The sequence below is a fragment of the Klebsiella sp. 18074 genome (assembly GCF_902705905.1).
GTDB classification, from domain to species: Bacteria; Pseudomonadota; Gammaproteobacteria; order Enterobacterales; family Enterobacteriaceae; genus Klebsiella; species Klebsiella terrigena.
Genome location: NZ_CACSIS010000024.1, coordinates 75,081 through 92,916, shown reverse-complemented (window position 1 = coordinate 92,916; position 17,836 = coordinate 75,081). Strand labels below are relative to the sequence as shown.

Here is a 17,836-nt window from a genome sequence, read left to right as displayed (position 1 = left end):
TCGGGCTGAGTCCATGTCGGTAAACTTCATCTGAATCACATCGGGGCAATGGACTGTGACGGTAGCCATGAAAACACCTCAAATAACGGCAGGATATCATAAGATCCAACCATTCAGAGCCATTACCCTGGGGAAGGCAGAATGCTGTCGCTTACATCGCCAGCCCGCCACCGCCGCTGAAGGGCTGCTCGCCGGCGATTTTCATCACTTCGGCACCGAAGGTCACAAACGGCGCCCGACGGCTGGCGTAGATCAGCCCGCCGGCCTGCGGGCGGACGGATTTGATCATATCGGTCAGCGGGTCGACGATTTCAGCCACCACATCATCGGCGCTGACCCACTCGCCGGGCTGTTTCAGCTGGACCAGAATACCGCTCGCCGGGGCGGTGACAATCTCTCCGGCGCTAAATGGCAGCATCACCGTCTGCTGCTGCGGGACCTCCGGACGATCGCCGGCCAGCACGCCGCGAAATTGCAGGTAGCGATAGAGCCGCTCAGCATCCTGACGCGCCACCTCATGATTGACCTCCTGCTGGCCTCGCAGCTCGACGGTCACCGCCATGCAGCCGGGCTGCCGTGGCAGTTGGGGAAACGGGGCCGCCAGACGCTGCCAGGGCAGCCCACAGGCTTCATCGAATGAGTGACCGCCGCTCTCCTGCGACAGCAGCACCGTGCCAATCCCAAGAAAAGCGGCCAGTACCCCGACCTCTGGCTGCCAAGCCGGATCGGCGTACATATGTAAAATGGCCTGGTCGTCGCAGTGCAGATCCAGCACCACATCCGCATCGCAGGCCAGGCTCAGCAGATGATGGCGCAGCGCCTGCACTTCGCTACGCACCGGCTCCGCGGCCAGCCCATCGCGCATCGCCTGGCGTACCCGCTGCCGGTAATTATCGTGCGTCAGCGGCGCCGTAGTCTGCAAATGAGGTTGTGCCAGGCGGGCCAGGTCGGGAAAATCACGGTTGAAGTTGCGGCCGCTGCTGAGGTCAAAGCGCCCGATGCCGCTGTTGAGCATAACCTGGGCCAGCCCCGGTGGGTTTGCCACCGGAACGAGGATAATTTCACCGCGCAGCTCGGCGCGCCGTTCCGCCTGGCACAGTAATCTTTTAAGATAGTGCAGCACCAACATGCCTGGGATTTCATCGGCATGCAGCCCTGCCTGGAGATAGACTTTCTCCCCGACGCCGGGTTCGCCAAAATGAAAATGCGTTAATTGCCGCTGCCCACCCAGGGCATGTTCGGGTAAGGTATAGTGTTTAATTTTCATTGGACGTCCTCTTTGTGGAAAAGAAAGCCCGGCTTGACCGTATCGATCATAAGATCCTTGAAATCCTGCGCCGGGATGGCCGCATTTCTTATCAAAAGCTCTCGGAGCAGGTAAACCTCACCGCCCGTCCCTGCCTGGAACGCGTACGTGGCCTTGAGCGCGATGGAATTATCAGAGGCTACAGCGCGATTATCGATCTCCCCGAGCCGGAGCATGCCTTCGTGGTGCAGGCGCAGATTGCGCTGGCCGACCATGGCCGCTCGCAGCCGGTATTTGAACAGGAGATGCGCCAGACCCCGGAAGTGCTCGACTGCTGGCTGGTCAGCGGCAGCTTTGATTTTCTGGTGCGCATCGGTTGTCGCAGCATGGCCCACTACTGCCAGCTGGCGGACACCTGGCTGACCAGCAAAAAATTCCGCGTCGATAAAATCGTGACCCTGACCGAACTTCAGGCGATTAAACGCTCCTGATCACGAGCGGCGGGCAAACGCCAGCCAGCGTCGTTCGGCGCGCGAAAAAGCGAATATCAGTAAAAAAGTACACAGCAAATAGAGCGCGGCGGCCATCAGGAACGGAATAAACGGCGAATAGGTGATGGCATAAAACGCCCGCGCGACGCCGGTAATATCGAGCAGCGTGACGGTGCTGGCCAGCGACGTGGCATGCAGTAAAAACACCATCTCGTTATTCAGCGCCGGAATGCCCCGCCGCAGCGTCGCCGGCAGCACCAGACGACGAATAATTTGTCCTTTGCTCATGCCGTAGGCTTCACCGGCCACCCACTCCTGACGCGGGAAGGTCATCATCATCCCTGCCAGCAACTCGGCCACGTAAGCGGCCGTATTCAGCACCAACGCTAAGGTGGCGCAGAAGGTCGCATCGCGGAACAGCAGCCAGAATGGCCGATCGTTTTGCCAGCCCAGCTGGACGATATCGAACTGCGACAGCCCGTAATAGATCAGCATCAGTTGCAGGTAGAGTGGCGTACTGCGAAAGAACCAGGTGCAACCGCGAATCGGCCAGGCCAGCAGTCGCGGGCCGTACACCTGGATGACCGCCATCACTACCGCCAGCACCATGCCGGGAACAATGGACAGTAAAAACAGTTCCGCCGTCACCGCCAGCCCACTCGCCGAGCCGTTGCCGTCGCTCCACAGGTAGCCCGGTAGCGCATCGATAAAAGTCTGCAGGTTCATAGTGCCGCCCCCGCCGTCGAAGAGCGCAGCGCGTAGCGCTTCGCCAGACGATTAAACAGCCAGCTGGACAAGGCGGTGATCACCATATAAATCAGCGACACGAGGAAGTAGAACAAAAACGGCTTCTGCGTGGCGCGCCCGGCCTGTTCCGCCAGCCACACCATATCTTCTAAACCGAGGATCGACACCAGCGCCGACGCTTTCATCAGCCCCAGCCAGTTGTTATTGATGCCCGGAATGGCAAAACTCAGCATCTGCGGCAGCATCACGCGCCGAAAGACCGTCCACGGACGCATGCCGTACGCTTGTGCCGCTTCGGTCTGCCCCCGGTCGACGGTGAGAAAGGCGCCGCGAAAGGTTTCGGTGTAGTAGGCACCAAACACAAAGCCAATCGCCAGCACCCCGGAAATAAAGGTATTGAAGCGAACCGGCCCGAACCCGACCACTCCCAGCAGCGTATTCACCAGCATCTCGCCGCCGAAAAACAGCAGCAGCATAATGACCAGCTCCGGAATGCCGCGCACCAGCGTGGTATAGCCGGTCGAAAACCAGCGTAGCCAGCGCGGCCCGAACAGCTTAATCAGCGCATTCACCAGCCCTAACAACAGCGCCACCAGCAACGAAACCAGCATCACGCACAGCGAAAGCCCCGCGCCGCGTAGCAGTAACGGTAAATAGTCTGCAACCATATTCTGTCTTCCACCCGTGTCGTAAAGGGGCGCCGATCGCCGACCGCGCCCTCCCCTTCACGGCTTATTTGCCGTAGATATCAAAGCTGAAGTACTTTTTCTGAATGGCCTCGTAGGTGCCGTCGGCGCGGATTTGCTTAATCGCACCGTTCAGGGCATCGCGCAGCGCCGGATTGTCTTTATTCACCGCAATGCCGACGTCAGACGAGATACTGCCATCGCTGATAACCGGGCCGGCGAAGGCAAACTTCTGCCCGCGCGGGGTATCGATAAAGCTGGTGGCCGCCTGAATATTGTCCTGCAGAGAAGCATCGATACGCCCGGAGAGCAGATCGAGATAAACGTTATCCTGGTTGGCGTAACCGACGATTTTCACGCCATGGTTGGCCCAGTGGGTTCTGGCGTAGGCTTCATGGGTTGAACCGGTCTGTACCCCGACGGTCTTGCCCTTGAGGCTGGCGGCATCTGGCTGCAGCGGGCTGCCCTTGCGTGCCACCAGCTGCGCCGCGCTACGGTAGTAGCGGTCGGTGAAATCCACCTCTTTCTTGCGCTCATCGGTGATGTTCAGCGAGGCGATAATGGCATCGAATTTATGAGCGTTGAGCGCGGCAATCATACTCTCGAACGGCTGCTTCACGAAGACGCATTTCGCTTTTAGCTGCGTACAAAGGGCGTTGGCAATATCAATGTCAAAGCCGGTGATCTCGCCGCTGGGAGCAAGGACATCAAACGGTGGATAGCCACCGTCCACCCCAAAGCTGATGGTGTCAAACTGCTGTGCGGCCAGCGGTGCGCTCAGCGCCATACAGGCCAGTAAAGCGGCAATGCGTGTTTTCATATCGGTTACCCCTGATGTCAACGGTGTGGCTAAAAGCGCAGTGAAAGGCAGGTCAGGCCGCCGTCCATTTTCTTAAATTCGCTGGTGTCGAGCTGCACTACCGGCATCCCCAGCTTGCTGATTTCGCCGAGGGTATAGGGGTAGCCCTGAGGCGTAATCAAGGTGTCGTTGATCCACAAGGTATTGCCGGCATACGCTTCCTCCTGCGGGATCACAATGGTATTGAAGCCGCTAAAGGCTGGGTGATGCAGGTAGCCTTCCGTCAGCAGCAACGTATTGCGCCCGACGTAGTTCACTATCGATTTCAGGTGCAGCCCGGCACTCACTTCAATCGCGGTGACCTGGTAGCCGTGCGGTTCGACGGCGGCGGCAAACTCGCGGATCCCCTGCTCGTCGGTACGTGCGGTCAGGCCAACAAAAAACTGCTTGCCGACCAGCAGCACGTCGCCACCGTCCATATGACCCTGTTCGCTCATCTGCACCAACGGGCGAAAACCGGCCAGCACCGGGGCGATGGTCGCCACTTCACCCTGACGGCTCGGCGCGCCAGGATGGGTGATCACCGCCAGCTCCGGCATCACTACCGCGGTATCTTCCACAAAGTGAGCATCCGGGTAATCCGCGGCGGCAGGCAGAACGGTGACTTTCAGCCCGAGCTGCAGCAAGGTTTCCACGTAGGCAAGGAACTGGCGGGTCGTACCGGCAATATCTGGCGCTCCGAGGCGGGCGGTGGTTTGGCCGGCGGCGCAGGTGGCGGCGGGCAGACGGGCAATAGCCTGGTTGAAATGCATAGAGAACCCTCAGGTGACAAATGAACGTTGCGCTTCCCGACACGCGGGTAAAGCAACGGGTTTTCTTGATTATCAAACAGATATTGTCACCAGTCCGGCTGAATAGCCGGTCAGGATTGTCGATTTACGCTGTATATTGTGTGCAAACGACGCATTCCGCTGTCGGCGGATGACCTTTATCGCCCGCTACGGTTCCGCGTTTTGCGCATGCAGCGGAAGCGGTTCAGTCAGCAGCAGCGCGCGGAGTTTTTCAATCGGCATTGACTTGTAAAAATACCATCCCTGAATCAGGGCGTTCTCATCGAAGGATTTGACAAACTCATAGTCGGTTTTGCTTTCTCCCCCTTCAAAGACAATTTGTTTATTGAGCTGGCAGACGATCTCCAGAATCGAGCTCAAAATCGTGCGCTTGTACTCATTCTTCAGGCCGTTTACGAAAAACTTATCCAGCTTAATTTCATCGTAGAACACCTCGGTCAACCACAGCAGGTTGGAAGAGCCGGTACCAAAATCATCAAGGGCAATCCGCAATCCCCGGTTCATCGCTTGTAATGAAAAGGCCGCGATCTTTTTATAGTACTCGCCGCTTCTTTCGGTAATTTCAATTTTAATCTGCTGCGGCGAATATCATGACGCTTGAGCACCCGCATCAGATTATCTAAAAAACGCGGATTGCTGATTTCACTTTTGCCGATATTTATCGCCAGGGTGAAATCCGCATCGGCCTGCAGAATGGTTTTCAGCTCACGGGTCGCCTTCTCAATCACCAGCGCCGAAATATCGTCGGAGACATTAAGCTGCTCCGCCATCGAAATAAACAGGTCCGGCGGGACTTGACCAAAAATCTTGTCATGCCAGCGAACCAGCGCCTCCACCCCGACGATCTTTTCGTTTTTGGCGCAGACTAACGGCTGGTTAATGAAAAATCGAGCCCTTTATAGCGACGCACAAAACCGCTGAAGGCAAACGAAGAGGTAAACGAGATCACATTGCCGTACTGGCTCATGTCCAGAACAACGCCATATGGCAGATAGTTGCGCCCCCCTTTGTAGATGCTAAAGCCGTTCGGCACGACATACTTTTCGTCAGGCAGCAGTAGCGGTTTATCGAGCACGCCCCAGTTGGCGGTACAGGCTATCCTGCCATTTTCAATGATCCCAAGGTCTTCAACATTAGAATACTTCCAGATAACCTCGCGCAGGGCGGCAATATCCTGCTTACGACAACCCACAATCTCTCGGGTGTGGACACGATTAATGGACGAGACAATTTACGTGGTGACCTCTTCAGCATGGCTGAGCAGTTCGTCACTCATATTATCTAACTGCGCGCTGATGCGATAACATCAGGCTGTTGGTCAGAAATGCGGAAAGAAGCACAGTGATGCTGCCGCCGGCCAGCAGCCATTTCTGTTTCTTAATAAATTTCATCGTCCCTCCGCGACTCGCGCCAGATACCGGAATTCGCCTCGCAAACTCTTAACCCAGGTGTCTCAGTCCCTGTCGCGCAGACCTATAATGTCGATAATAATGACAAAGCGGTGGTTATACCAGGCATCAGCACACGAATGGGCCCCCTTATTAATCAGGAGGGAACGCGCTGTTGACCGCCAGATTACGGTCAGAAAACGCCCGTTTTTCTTTAACGTAAGCGGCTCATCGAAAAGCATTTTTTCCAGACAGTTCTGGACAGACTTTTCACAATTCCTCCATTTTTGCGGGGCGTTTGGTCACTAAAATAGTATCATTCCGCGAAACGCTTCAGGATGAGATAACAATAAATGAAAGGCAGTCACACACTTCGCTGGGGAACCGCACTGGCGGTGATTATTGTTGCCGGCGCAGCATATTGGTTCTGGCATAGTCGTGAAACCGCAAACGGTGCGCCGTCTGCGACGAATGGTCAACATCAGCAGGCCCCAGGAGGCGCTCGTCACGGCCGCTTCGGCGCGACGCTGGCACCGGTGCAGGCGGCAACCGCCACCAGCGAGTCGGTCCCGCGTTATCTCAGCGGACTCGGCACCGTTACGGCGGCCAATACGGTCACCGTGCGCAGCCGGGTCGACGGCCAGCTGCTGGCGATCCACTTCCAGGAAGGCCAGCAGGTAAAAGCCGGCGATCTGCTGGCGGAGATCGACCCCAGCCAGTTCAAAGTCGCGCTGGCGCAGGCCCAGGGGCAGCTCGCCAAAGATAAGGCGACCCTTGCCAACGCCAGGCGCGACCTCGCCCGCTATCAGCAGCTGGTCAAAAGCAATCTCGTTTCGCGCCAGGAGCTGGATACCCAGCAGTCGCTGGTCAGCGAAACCAACGGCACGATTAAAGCCGACGAAGCGGCGGTGGCCAGCGCCCAGCTGCAGCTCAACTGGAGCCGCATCGTTGCGCCCATCGACGGGCGCGTCGGCCTGAAGCAGGTGGATATCGGCAACCAGATCTCCAGCGGCGATACCACCGGTATCGTGGTATTAACGCAAACCCAGCCGATCGATTTAGTCTTCACGCTGCCGGAAAATGACATCGCGGCGGTGGTTCAGGCGCAGAAGGCGAGTAAAGCCCTGCAGGTTGAGGCCTGGGACCGCACCAACAAGCAGAAAATCGCCAGCGGCGCGCTGCTCAGCCTGGATAACCAGATTGACGCCACCACCGGCACCATCAAGCTGAAGGCCCGCTTCAGCAACCAGGACGATACGCTGTTCCCCAACCAGTTCGTTAACGCCCGCATGCTGGTGGATACCGAACAGAATGCGGTGGTGATCCCTGCCGCCGCCCTGCAGATGGGCAACGAGGGCCACTTCGTATGGGTGCTGAACGCCGATAACAAGGTCAGCAAGCATACGGTCACGCCGGGTATTCAGGATAGCCTGAAGGTGGTCATTAGCGCCGGGCTTTCCGCCGGCGATCGCGTGGTCACCGACGGTATCGATCGCCTGACCGAAGGCGCGAAGGTTGAGGTCGTCGAGCCGCACAGCGCATCCGCCGCCGCGCCGGAAAAAGCCACCAGCCGCGAATACGGCAAAAAAGGAGCGCGCTCCTGATGCAAGTTCTCCCGCCGAGCAGTACGGGCGGCCCTTCCCGTCTCTTTATCATGCGCCCGGTGGCCACCACGCTGCTGATGGTGGCTATTCTGCTGGCCGGGATTATCGGCTACCGCTTCCTGCCGGTCTCGGCGCTGCCGGAAGTGGATTATCCGACCATTCAGGTGATCACCCTCTACCCTGGCGCCAGCCCGGACGTGGTGACCTCCGCGATCACCGCGCCGCTGGAGCGCCAGTTTGGCCAGATGTCCGGCCTCAAGCAGATGTCGTCGCAAAGCTCCGGCGGCGCCTCGGTGGTGACCCTACAGTTCCAGCTGACGCTGCCGCTGGACGTCGCCGAGCAGGAGGTGCAGGCGGCGATTAACGCGGCCACCAACCTGCTCCCCTCAGACCTGCCTAATCCGCCGGTCTACAGCAAGGTGAACCCGGCCGATCCGCCGATTATGACCCTCGCGGTCACCTCTTCCGCCATTCCGATGACCCAGGTGGAAGATATGGTGGAAACCCGCGTGGCGCAGAAAATCTCCCAGGTCTCCGGCGTCGGCCTGGTGACCCTCGCCGGCGGCCAGCGTCCGGCGGTGCGCGTGAAGCTCAACGCGCAGGCGATTGCCGCCCTCGGATTGACCAGTGAAACCATCCGCACCGCGATTACCAGCGCCAACGTCAACTCGGCGAAAGGTAGCCTCGACGGCCCTTCGCGGGCGGTGACGCTCTCCGCGAACGACCAGATGCAGTCGGCGGAAGAGTATCGCCGGCTGATCGTCGCTTACCAGAACGGCGCGCCGATTCGCCTCGGCGACGTCGCTACCATCGAGCAGGGCGCGGAAAACAGCTGGCTGGGCGCGTGGGCGAACAACCAGCGGGCGATCGTCATGAACGTTCAGCGCCAGCCGGGGGCGAATATTATCGCCACTGCCGACAGCGTGCGTCAGATGCTGCCGCAGTTGACCGAAAGCCTGCCGAAATCGGTCAAGGTGCAGGTCCTTTCCGATCGCACCAACAACATTCGCGCCTCGGTGAGCGATACGCAGTTTGAGCTGATGCTGGCAATCGGCCTGGTGGTGATGATCATCTACCTGTTCCTGCGCAACGTCCCGGCGACCATTATCCCCGGCGTCGCCGTGCCTCTCTCGCTGGTGGGCACCTTTGCGGTGATGGTGTTTCTCGACTTCTCGATTAACAACCTGACGCTGATGGCCCTGACCATCGCCACCGGCTTCGTGGTCGATGACGCCATCGTAGTTATCGAAAACATCTCGCGCTATATCGAAAAGGGCGAAAAGCCGCTGACCGCCGCGCTCAAGGGCGCCGGCGAGATCGGCTTTACCATCATCTCGCTGACCTTCTCGCTGATCGCGGTGCTGATCCCGCTGCTGTTTATGGGCGATATCGTCGGCAGATTATTCCGAGAATTTGCCGTCACCCTGGCGGTGGCGATCCTCATCTCCGCCGTGGTATCGCTGACCCTGACGCCGATGATGTGCGCGCGGATGCTGAGTCACGAATCGCTGCGCAAGCAAAACCGCTTCTCCCGCGCCAGCGAACGCTTCTTCGATCGGGTGATTGCCGCCTACGGCCGCCTGCTGAGCCGGGTGCTGAACCACCCGTGGCTGACCCTCAGCGTGGCGCTGGGCACCCTGGCGCTGTCGATTATGCTGTGGGTGTTTATCCCGAAAGGCTTCTTCCCGATCCAGGACAACGGCATTATTCAGGGTACGCTGCAGGCCCCGCAGTCAGCCTCTTTCGCCAGCATGGCCCAGCGCCAGCAGCAGATCTCGGCGCTGATCCTCAAGGACCCGGCCGTGGAGAGCCTGACGTCGTTCGTAGGCGTCGACGGCACCAACCCGGCGCTGAACAGCGCCCGGCTACAGATCAACCTCAAGCCGCTGAGCGAGCGCGACGACCGCGTCCAGACGGTTATCTCTCGGCTGCAGCACTCGGTGGACGGCATTCCCGGCATCGCGCTCTATCTGCAGCCCACTCAGGATTTGACCATCGATACCACCGTCAGCCGCACGCAGTACCAGTTCACGCTGCAGGCCAACTCGCTGGATGCGCTCAGCAACTGGGTTCCGCAGCTGCTGACCCGCCTGCAGGCGCTGCCGCAGCTCTCCGACGTCAGCAGCGACTGGCAGGATAAAGGCCTGGCGGCGTACATCAACGTCGACCGCGACAGCGCCAGCCGCCTGGGGATCAGCATGGCCGATGTCGACAATGCGCTGTACAACGCCTTTGGCCAGCGCCTGATCTCAACCATCTATACCCAGGCCAACCAGTACCGGGTAGTGCTGGAGCATGACACCCAGGCCACGCCGGGGCTCGCCGCGCTCGACGGCATTCGCCTCACCAGCAGCGATGGCGGCATCGTGCCGCTGAAGTCGATCGCCACCGTTGAGCAGCGCTTTGCCCCGCTGTCGATCAACCACCTCGACCAGTTCCCGGTGACCACCATCTCCTTTAACGTCCCGAACGGCTATTCCCTCGGTGATGCGGTGGAGGCGATTCAGACCGCCGAGCAGGCGCTGGATTTCCCCACCGATATCCGCACCGAGTTCCAGGGCAGCACCCTTGCCTTCCAGTCGGCGCTGGGGAATACCGTCTGGCTGGTGGTCGCCGCGGTGGTAGCGATGTATATCGTCCTCGGCGTGCTGTATGAGAGCTTTATCCATCCGATCACCATTCTCTCCACCCTGCCGACCGCCGGCGTCGGCGCCCTGCTGGCCCTGTGGCTCGCCGGCAGCGAGCTGGACGTGATCGCCATTATCGGCATCATCCTGCTGATTGGCATCGTCAAGAAAAACGCCATCATGATGATCGACTTTGCCCTCGCCGCCGAGCGCGAACAGGGCATGCCGCCGCGCGAGGCGATTTATCAGGCCTGCCTGCTGCGTTTTCGCCCCATTCTGATGACCACCCTGGCGGCGCTGCTCGGCGCGCTGCCGCTGATGCTGAGCACCGGCGTCGGCGCGGAACTGCGGCGTCCGCTGGGGATCGGCATGGTCGGGGGCCTGATGCTCAGCCAGGTGCTGACGCTGTTTACCACCCCGGTCATCTATCTGCTGTTCGACCGCCTGTCGCTGTACCTCAAAAGCCGCTTCCCACGGCGTGAGGAGGAGGCGTAAATGAAGTTTTTCGCTCTCTTCATTTACCGCCCGGTGGCGACGATTTTGATTTCGCTGGCCATCACCCTGTGCGGCATTCTCGGCTTCCGCCTGCTGCCGGTCGCCCCGCTGCCGCAGGTGGATTTCCCGGTAATAATGATCAGCGCCTCGCTGCCCGGCGCCTCGCCGGAAACCATGGCCTCGTCGGTGGCGACGCCGCTGGAGCGCTCCCTCGGGCGCATTGCCGGGGTCAATGAGATGACCTCCTCCAGCTCGCTGGGCAGCACGCGCATTATTATGGAGTTCAACTTCGACCGCGATATCAACGGCGCCGCCCGCGACGTGCAGGCGGCGATCAACGCCGCGCAAAGCCTGCTGCCCAGCGGCATGCCGAGCCGTCCAACCTATCGCAAGGCCAACCCGTCCGATTCGCCGATCATGATCCTGACGCTCACCTCGGATACCTACTCCCAGGGCGAGCTGTACGATTTTGCCTCCACCCAGCTGGCGCAAACGATCGCCCAGATTGACGGCGTCGGCGACGTTGACGTCGGCGGCAGCTCCCTGCCCGCGGTGCGCGTGGACCTCAATCCGCAGGCGCTGTTTAACCAGGGCGTGTCGCTGGACGCCGTGCGCACGGCGATTGATAACGCCAACGTGCGCAGGCCGCAGGGGGCGCTGGAGGACGGCAGCCATCGCTGGCAGATCCACACCAACGATGAGCTAAAAACCGCCGCCGAGTATCAGCCCGTCATCGTGCACTACAGCAACGGCGCGGCGGTGCGTCTTGGCGACGTTGCCAACATCAGCGATTCGGTACAGGACGTGCGCAACGCCGGGATGACCAATGCCAAACCGGCAATTCTGCTGATGATCCGCAAGCTGCCGGAAGCCAATATCATCCAGACGGTGGACAGCATTCGCGCGCGCCTGCCGGAGCTGCAGAAAACCATTCCGGCGGCGATCGATCTGCAAATCGCCCAGGACCGCTCCCCGACGATCCGCGCCTCGCTGGAGGAGGTCGAACAAACGCTGGTGATTTCGGTGGCGCTGGTGATCCTCGTGGTGTTCCTGTTCCTGCGCTCCGGCAGAGCCACGCTGATCCCGGCGGTGGCGGTACCGGTGTCGCTGATCGGCACTTTTGCCGCCATGTACCTCTGCGATTTTAGCCTCAACAACCTGTCGCTGATGGCGCTGACCATCGCCACCGGCTTCGTGGTGGATGACGCCATCGTGGTGCTGGAGAATATCTCCCGCCACCTGGAGGCGGGGATGAAGCCGCTGCAGGCGGCGCTGCAGGGAAGCCGGGAGGTGGGCTTTACGGTGCTGTCGATGAGCCTGTCGCTGGTGGCGGTCTTTTTACCGTTGCTGCTGATGGGCGGCCTGCCGGGGCGCCTGCTGCGCGAATTCGCGGTCACCCTGTCGGTGGCGATTGGTATATCGCTGGCGGTGTCATTAACCCTGACGCCGATGATGTGCGGCTGGCTGCTGAAAAGCGGCAAGCCGCATGAGCCTACGCGCAACCGCGGCTTTGGCCGTCTGCTGGTGGCCGTCCAGGGCGGCTACGGCAAATCGCTGAAGTGGGTGCTGAGGCACAGCCGAATGACCGGCCTCGTCCTGCTGGGCACGATTGCCCTTAGCATCTGGCTCTATATCTCGATTCCGAAAACCTTCTTCCCGGAGCAGGATACCGGCGTGCTGATGGGCGGCATTCAGGCGGACCAGAGCATCTCCTTCCAGGCGATGCGCGGCAAGCTGCAGGACTTTATGAAAATCATTCGGGAAGATCCGGCGGTGGATAACGTTACCGGGTTCACCGGTGGTTCGCGGGTCAACAGCGGGATGATGTTTATCACCCTTAAATCCCGCGACCAGCGCCACGAAACGGCGCAGCAGATCATTGACCGGCTGCGGAAAAAGCTGGCGAAGGAGCCGGGGGCGAACCTGTTCCTGATGGCGGTGCAGGATATCCGCGTCGGCGGACGCCAGTCCAACGCCAGCTACCAGTACACCCTGCTGTCAGATGACCTGGCGGCGCTGCGTGAGTGGGAGCCCAAAATTCGCAAAGCGCTGGCGGCGCTGCCCGAGCTGGCTGACGTCAACTCTGACCAGCAGGACAACGGCGCGGAGATGGACCTGATCTACGATCGCGATACCATGTCGCGCCTCGGCATCAGTGTGCAGGACGCCAACAGCCTGCTCAACAACGCCTTCGGCCAGCGGCAGATCTCCACCATCTACCAGCCCCTCAACCAGTACAAGGTGGTGATGGAGGTTGACCCGGTCTACACCCAGGACGTCAGCGCGCTGGATAAGATGTTTGTTATCAACAGCGAAGGCAAACCGATCCCGCTCTCCTACTTCGCTAAATGGCAGCCGGCTAACGCCCCGCTGTCGGTGAACCATCAGGGACTGTCGGCGGCCTCCACCGTCTCCTTTAACCTGCCGACCGGTAAATCCCTGTCGGAGGCTAGCGAGGCCATCAACCGCGCCATGACCCAGCTCGGGGTGCCCTCCAGCGTGCGCGGCTCATTTGCCGGCACCGCGCAGGTTTTCCAGCAGACCATGAATTCGCAGATCGTGTTGATTTTGGCGGCGATTGCGACGGTCTATATCGTGCTGGGGATCCTCTACGAAAGCTACGTGCATCCGCTGACGATCCTCTCCACCCTCCCCTCGGCGGGAGTCGGGGCGCTGCTGGCGCTGGAGCTGTTCGGCGCGCCGTTCAGCCTCATCGCGCTGATCGGAATTATGCTATTAATTGGAATAGTGAAGAAAAACGCCATCATGATGGTCGACTTCGCGCTGGAGGCGCAGCGTAACGGCAACCTGCCGCCGGAAGAGGCTATTTTCCAGGCCTGCCTGCTGCGTTTTCGCCCGATTATGATGACCACCCTCGCGGCGCTGTTCGGCGCGCTGCCGCTGGTGCTATCCGGCGGCGACGGCTCGGAGCTGCGCCAGCCGCTGGGGATTACCATCGTCGGCGGCCTGGTGGTGAGCCAGCTGCTGACGCTGTACACCACGCCGGTGGTGTATCTGTTCTTCGATCGTCTGCGGCTGCGTTTTTCCCGAAAAGCCCGGCAACCGGTAAGCGAATAACATGACCGATCTCCCGTCCAGCGTACGCTGGCAGCTATGGATAGTGGCATTCGGCTTCTTTATGCAGTCGCTGGATACCACTATCGTTAACACCGCCCTCCCCTCGATGGCCAAAAGCCTCGGGGAGAGCCCGCTGCATATGCATATGGTTATCGTCTCCTACGTGCTGACGGTGGCGATTATGCTGCCCGCCAGCGGCTGGCTGGCGGACCGGGTGGGAGTACGCAATATCTTTTTCAGCGCCATTATCCTCTTCACTCTCGGATCGCTGTTTTGCGCCCTGGCCAATACCCTCGACCAGCTGGTGCTGGCCCGGGTGCTGCAGGGCGTCGGCGGCGCCATGATGGTGCCGGTTGGCCGCCTGACGGTGATGAAAATCGTCCCCCGCTCGCAGTATATGGCGGCGATGACCTTCGTCACCCTTCCCGGCCAGGTCGGGCCGCTGCTGGGCCCGGCGCTCGGCGGCGTGCTGGTGGAATATGCCTCCTGGCACTGGATCTTTTTAATCAATATTCCGGTCGGCATTATTGGCGCTATCGCCACGCTCTCGCTGATGCCGAACTACACCCTGCAGACGCGGCGCTTTGACATGCTCGGCTTTATCCTGCTCGCCGCCGGCATGGCGACGCTGACCCTCGCCCTTGACGGCAAAAAGGGCCTCGGCATCTCTCCGCTGCTGCTGGCGGCGCTGGTGGCCATCGGCATCGCCTCCATTGGGCTCTATCTGTGGCACGCGCGGGGCAACGACGGGGCGCTGTTCAGCCTCGATCTGTTCCGCAACCGCACCTTCTCCCTCGGGCTCGGCGGCAGCTTTGCCGGGCGCATCGGCAGCGGCATGCTGCCGTTTATGACCCCGGTATTCCTGCAAATTGGCCTCGGCTTCACGCCGTTTCACGCCGGCCTGATGATGATCCCGATGGTGCTCGGCAGCATGGGCATGAAGCGCATCGTGGTGCAGGTGGTGAACCGCTTTGGCTACCGCCGGGTGCTGACCGTCGCCACCCTCGGCCTGGCGCTGGTCAGCCTGCTGTTTATGGCCGTCGCGCTGGCGGGCTGGTACTGGCTGCTGCCGGTAGTGCTGTTTTTACAAGGCATGATCAACTCCAGCCGCTTCTCGTCAATGAATACCCTGACGCTGAAGGATTTGCCGGACCCGCTGGCCAGCAGCGGCAACAGCATGCTGTCGATGGTGATGCAGCTGGCGATGAGCATTGGCGTAACCATCGCCGGCATGCTGCTGGGGATGTTCGGCCAGCAGCACCTCAGCGCCGATGCGGCGACCGCGCATCAGGTCTTTCTCTACACCTATCTGAGCATGGCGGTCATTATTGCGCTGCCGGCGCTTATTTTTTCCCGCGTGCCGGATGACATCGAAGGCAATACCGTCATCGCCCGCCGCAAAAGGAGTGAACCGTGAAGTTTTGGCGTCCCGGCATTACCGGCAAACTGTTTCTCGCCATCTTCGCCACCTGTATCGTGCTGCTGATCAGCATGCACTGGGCGGTGCGTATCAGCTTTGAACGCGGCTTTATCGACTACATTAAGCGCGGCAACGAACAGCGGCTGACGATGCTTGGCGACGCCCTCAGCGAGCAGTATGCCCAGCACGGCAGCTGGAAGTTCCTGCGCAACAACGACCGCTTTATTTTCCAGCTGCTGCGCACCTTTGAGCGCGACAACGACGATCGCTCCTCCGCCGGCCACGGCCCAGGGCCTGACGGCGATCGGGGTCCCGGGCCAGACCGCGGCCCGCTGCCGGATAACGGGCCGCGCGGTCCCGGGCCGGATATTCCGCCGCACGGCTGGCGGACGATGTTCTGGGTGGTGGATCAGAATGGCCGGGTGCTGGTCGGCCCGCGCGAGCCGGTGCCCGAAGACGGCACCCGCCGCGAGATCCTCGTTGACGGCGCCGCGGTGGGGGCGGTCATCGCCTCGCCGGTAGAGCGCTTAACCCGCAATACCGATATCAACTTCGATCGTCAGCAGAAGCGCACCAGTTGGCTGATTGTAGCCCTCGCGACCATCCTTGCGGCGCTGGCCACCTTCCCGCTGGCGCGCGGCCTGCTGGCGCCGGTCAAGCGGCTGGTTGAGGGAACCCATCGCCTCGCGGCGGGGGATTTCTCCACCCGCGTCACCGCCAGCGGCGGCGACGAGCTTGGCCGCCTGGCGCAGGACTTTAACCAGCTCGCCAGCACCCTTGAGCGCAACCAGCAGATGCGCCGCGACCTGATGGCGGACATTTCCCACGAGCTGCGCACGCCGCTGGCGGTTCTGCGCGGCGAGCTGGAGGCCATTCAGGACGGAGTGCGCAAATTCACCCCGGACTCCATTCCCTCCCTGCAGGCGGAGGTCGCTACCCTGACCAAGCTGGTTGACGATCTGCACCAGCTGTCGATGTCGGACGAGGGCGCGCTGGCCTATCAGAAAACCTCCGTGGATATCATCACCCTGCTGGAAGTCGCCGCGGGAGCCTTCCGCGAGCGCTTCGCCAGCCGCGGGCTGGAAATCGGCGTATCGCTGCCGGAAAGCGCGATGATTTTCGGCGACGGCGATCGCCTGATGCAGCTTTTCAACAACCTGCTGGAAAACAGCCTTCGCTACACCGACAGCGGCGGCAAGCTGCTGATTAGCGCCGCGCAAAGCGGTCGGATGCTGATCGTCGACTTCGCCGATAGCGCCCCTGGCGTCAGCGACGCCCAGCTGGAGCGCCTCTGTGAACGCTTCTACCGCGCAGAAGGCTCGCGCAATCGCGCCAGCGGCGGCTCCGGCCTTGGGCTGGCTATCTGCGTGAATATCGTCGCCGCCCACGGCGGCACCTTACGGGCCGGCCATTCGCCTTTTGGCGGGGTTAGCATTAAAGTAGAGTTACCTCTGGAACGCGATTTACCGAGAGACGTATGACTGAATTACCTGTTGATGAAAACACTCCGCGTATTCTTATCGTGGAAGATGAACCCAAGCTCGGCCAGCTGCTGATCGACTATCTGCTTGCCGCAGGCTACGCGCCGACGCTGATTAACCACGGCGATCGGGTGCTGCCCTACGTTCGCCAGACGCCGCCGCAGCTGATCCTGCTGGATCTGATGCTGCCAGGCACCGACGGCCTGACGCTGTGTCGCGAAATTCGCCGTTTCTCCGACGTTCCGGTGGTGATGGTGACGGCCAAAATTGAGGAGATCGACCGCCTGCTGGGGCTGGAGATCGGCGCCGACGACTATATCTGCAAGCCCTACAGCCCGCGTGAAGTCGTGGCGCGGGTGAAAACCATCCTCCGCCGCTGCCGGCCGCGCCCGGAGCTGCAGGCGCTGGATGCCGACAGCCCGCTGATCGTCGATGAAGGGCGCTTTCAGGCCTCGTGGCGCGACAAGCTGCTGGACCTCACCCCCGCGGAGTTTCGCCTGCTGAAAACGCTCTCCCAGGAGCCGGGCAAAGTGTTCTCGCGCGAGCAGCTGCTGAACCATCTCTACGATGATTATCGCGTGGTCACCGACCGCACCATCGACAGCCATATTAAAAACCTGCGCCGCAAGCTGGAGTCGCTGGACGCCGAGCAGTCGTTTATCCGCGCCGTCTACGGCGTCGGCTACCGCTGGGAGGCGGACGCCTGCCGGCTGGCATAGCCCCGCCGTTTATACTCTTGCCATCACCCGCCTGCTGGCGGGTAATTTTTTGATGCTAAAAACTCCTCCGGCATTATCGTCCCTATAGCGCCGACTCATCCTCGCAGCAGCCGTAATCGCCGCAATTGACCCGCCGACCGGCGCAGGCGGCGGGAAAGGGTTTACCTGCCTGCCCCACGGCGCTACAATGCCCGCCCTTAATGT

Annotated in this window: 13 protein-coding genes and 1 pseudogene; 7 read left to right on the top strand and 7 right to left on the bottom strand. The window is 60.7% G+C overall.

Annotated elements, in window-relative coordinates; all coding sequences use genetic code 11:
- Nucleotides 1-151: 151 nt before the first annotated feature.
- Complete coding sequence (locus GVK32_RS21245; protein ID WP_159866368.1) at nt 152-1,267, bottom strand: succinylglutamate desuccinylase/aspartoacylase family protein; 1,116 nt, start codon at nt 1,265-1,267, stop codon at nt 152-154.
- Between the two features lie 14 nt (nt 1,268-1,281).
- Between GVK32_RS21245 and GVK32_RS21240 the strand changes: the two genes are divergently transcribed.
- Entirely contained in the window at nt 1,282-1,737 is a 456-nt protein-coding gene (locus GVK32_RS21240) for an Lrp/AsnC family transcriptional regulator (RefSeq protein ID WP_123755517.1), read from the top strand.
- Here GVK32_RS21240 and GVK32_RS21235 read toward each other — a convergent pair whose 3' ends face one another.
- The 6 genes and pseudogenes from GVK32_RS21235 to GVK32_RS21205 all read right to left on the bottom strand — a co-directional run bounded on the left by GVK32_RS21235 (nt 1,738) and on the right by GVK32_RS21205 (nt 6,012).
- Nucleotides 1,738-2,463: an ABC transporter permease gene (locus GVK32_RS21235; RefSeq protein ID WP_123755079.1), complete on the bottom strand. Its 726-nt coding sequence runs from the start codon at nt 2,461-2,463 to the stop codon at nt 1,738-1,740.
- Nucleotides 2,460-3,152 carry an ABC transporter permease gene (locus GVK32_RS21230; RefSeq protein WP_159866365.1) on the bottom strand — a complete coding sequence of 231 codons (693 nt, stop codon included), beginning with the start codon at nt 3,150-3,152 and terminating at the stop codon, nt 2,460-2,462. The genes GVK32_RS21235 and GVK32_RS21230 overlap by 4 nt, the downstream gene beginning before the upstream one ends.
- Before the next feature lie 64 nt (nt 3,153-3,216).
- Nucleotides 3,217-3,990 carry an ABC transporter substrate-binding protein gene (locus GVK32_RS21225; RefSeq protein ID WP_123755081.1) on the bottom strand — a complete coding sequence of 258 codons (774 nt, stop codon included), beginning with the start codon at nt 3,988-3,990 and terminating at the stop codon, nt 3,217-3,219.
- A 29-nt stretch (nt 3,991-4,019) separates the two neighbouring features.
- Entirely contained in the window at nt 4,020-4,781 is a 762-nt protein-coding gene (locus tag GVK32_RS21220) for a dimethylarginine dimethylaminohydrolase family protein (protein ID WP_123755082.1), read from the bottom strand.
- A 186-nt stretch (nt 4,782-4,967) separates the two neighbouring features.
- Nucleotides 4,968-5,656 (bottom strand): annotated as a pseudogene (locus GVK32_RS29250) (EAL domain-containing protein).
- A 29-nt stretch (nt 5,657-5,685) separates the two neighbouring features.
- Nucleotides 5,686-6,012, bottom strand: coding sequence for a CSS-motif domain-containing protein (locus tag GVK32_RS21205; RefSeq protein WP_159866359.1), 327 nt, complete (start codon nt 6,010-6,012; stop codon nt 5,686-5,688).
- A gap of 549 nt (nt 6,013-6,561) precedes the next feature.
- Between GVK32_RS21205 and GVK32_RS21200 the strand changes: the two genes are divergently transcribed.
- From GVK32_RS21200 to baeR, 6 genes are read left to right on the top strand one after another with little or no spacing between them, the layout of a single operon-like run.
- Nucleotides 6,562-7,812 carry an MdtA/MuxA family multidrug efflux RND transporter periplasmic adaptor subunit gene (locus tag GVK32_RS21200; protein WP_159866356.1) on the top strand — a complete coding sequence of 417 codons (1,251 nt, stop codon included), beginning with the start codon at nt 6,562-6,564 and terminating at the stop codon, nt 7,810-7,812.
- Nucleotides 7,812-10,934, top strand: coding sequence for an MdtB/MuxB family multidrug efflux RND transporter permease subunit (locus tag GVK32_RS21195; protein ID WP_159866353.1), 3,123 nt, complete (start codon nt 7,812-7,814; stop codon nt 10,932-10,934). Before GVK32_RS21200 ends, GVK32_RS21195 begins: the two co-directional genes overlap by 1 nt.
- Nucleotides 10,935-14,012, top strand: coding sequence for a multidrug efflux RND transporter permease subunit MdtC (mdtC, locus tag GVK32_RS21190; protein WP_159866350.1), 3,078 nt, complete (start codon nt 10,935-10,937; stop codon nt 14,010-14,012).
- Nucleotide 14,013: 1 nt separating this feature from the next.
- Nucleotides 14,014-15,429: an MFS transporter gene (locus GVK32_RS21185; protein WP_159866347.1), complete on the top strand. Its 1,416-nt coding sequence runs from the start codon at nt 14,014-14,016 to the stop codon at nt 15,427-15,429.
- The gene (gene baeS, locus GVK32_RS21180; RefSeq protein WP_159866344.1) at nt 15,426-16,913 is read left to right on the top strand and encodes a two-component system sensor histidine kinase BaeS; all 1,488 of its coding nucleotides are present in this window, start codon (nt 15,426-15,428) and stop codon (nt 16,911-16,913) included. The genes GVK32_RS21185 and baeS overlap by 4 nt, the downstream gene beginning before the upstream one ends.
- On the top strand, nt 16,910-17,632 hold the full coding sequence (gene baeR, locus GVK32_RS21175; protein ID WP_159866341.1) for a two-component system response regulator BaeR: 723 nt from the start codon (nt 16,910-16,912) through the stop codon (nt 17,630-17,632). Before baeS ends, baeR begins: the two co-directional genes overlap by 4 nt.
- Nucleotides 17,633-17,836 lie beyond the last annotated feature (204 nt).

Excerpts from the sequence above, each read along its gene's own strand:
- GVK32_RS21225 (WP_123755081.1), bottom strand. The coding sequence starts at position 3,990 with ATGAAAACACGCATTGCCGCTTTACTGGCCTGTATGGCGCTGAGCGCA.
- GVK32_RS21235 (WP_123755079.1), bottom strand. The coding sequence starts at position 2,463 with ATGAACCTGCAGACTTTTATCGATGCGCTACCGGGCTACCTGTGGAGC.
- GVK32_RS21185 (WP_159866347.1), top strand. The coding sequence starts at position 14,014 with ATGACCGATCTCCCGTCCAGCGTACGCTGGCAGCTATGGATAGTGGCA.
- GVK32_RS21220 (WP_123755082.1), bottom strand. The coding sequence starts at position 4,781 with ATGCATTTCAACCAGGCTATTGCCCGTCTGCCCGCCGCCACCTGCGCC.
- mdtC (WP_159866350.1), top strand. The coding sequence starts at position 10,935 with ATGAAGTTTTTCGCTCTCTTCATTTACCGCCCGGTGGCGACGATTTTG.
- GVK32_RS21245 (WP_159866368.1), bottom strand. The coding sequence starts at position 1,267 with ATGAAAATTAAACACTATACCTTACCCGAACATGCCCTGGGTGGGCAG.
- baeR (WP_159866341.1), top strand. The coding sequence starts at position 16,910 with ATGACTGAATTACCTGTTGATGAAAACACTCCGCGTATTCTTATCGTG.
- GVK32_RS21195 (WP_159866353.1), top strand. The coding sequence starts at position 7,812 with ATGCAAGTTCTCCCGCCGAGCAGTACGGGCGGCCCTTCCCGTCTCTTT.
- GVK32_RS21230 (WP_159866365.1), bottom strand. The coding sequence starts at position 3,152 with ATGGTTGCAGACTATTTACCGTTACTGCTACGCGGCGCGGGGCTTTCG.
- GVK32_RS21200 (WP_159866356.1), top strand. The coding sequence starts at position 6,562 with ATGAAAGGCAGTCACACACTTCGCTGGGGAACCGCACTGGCGGTGATT.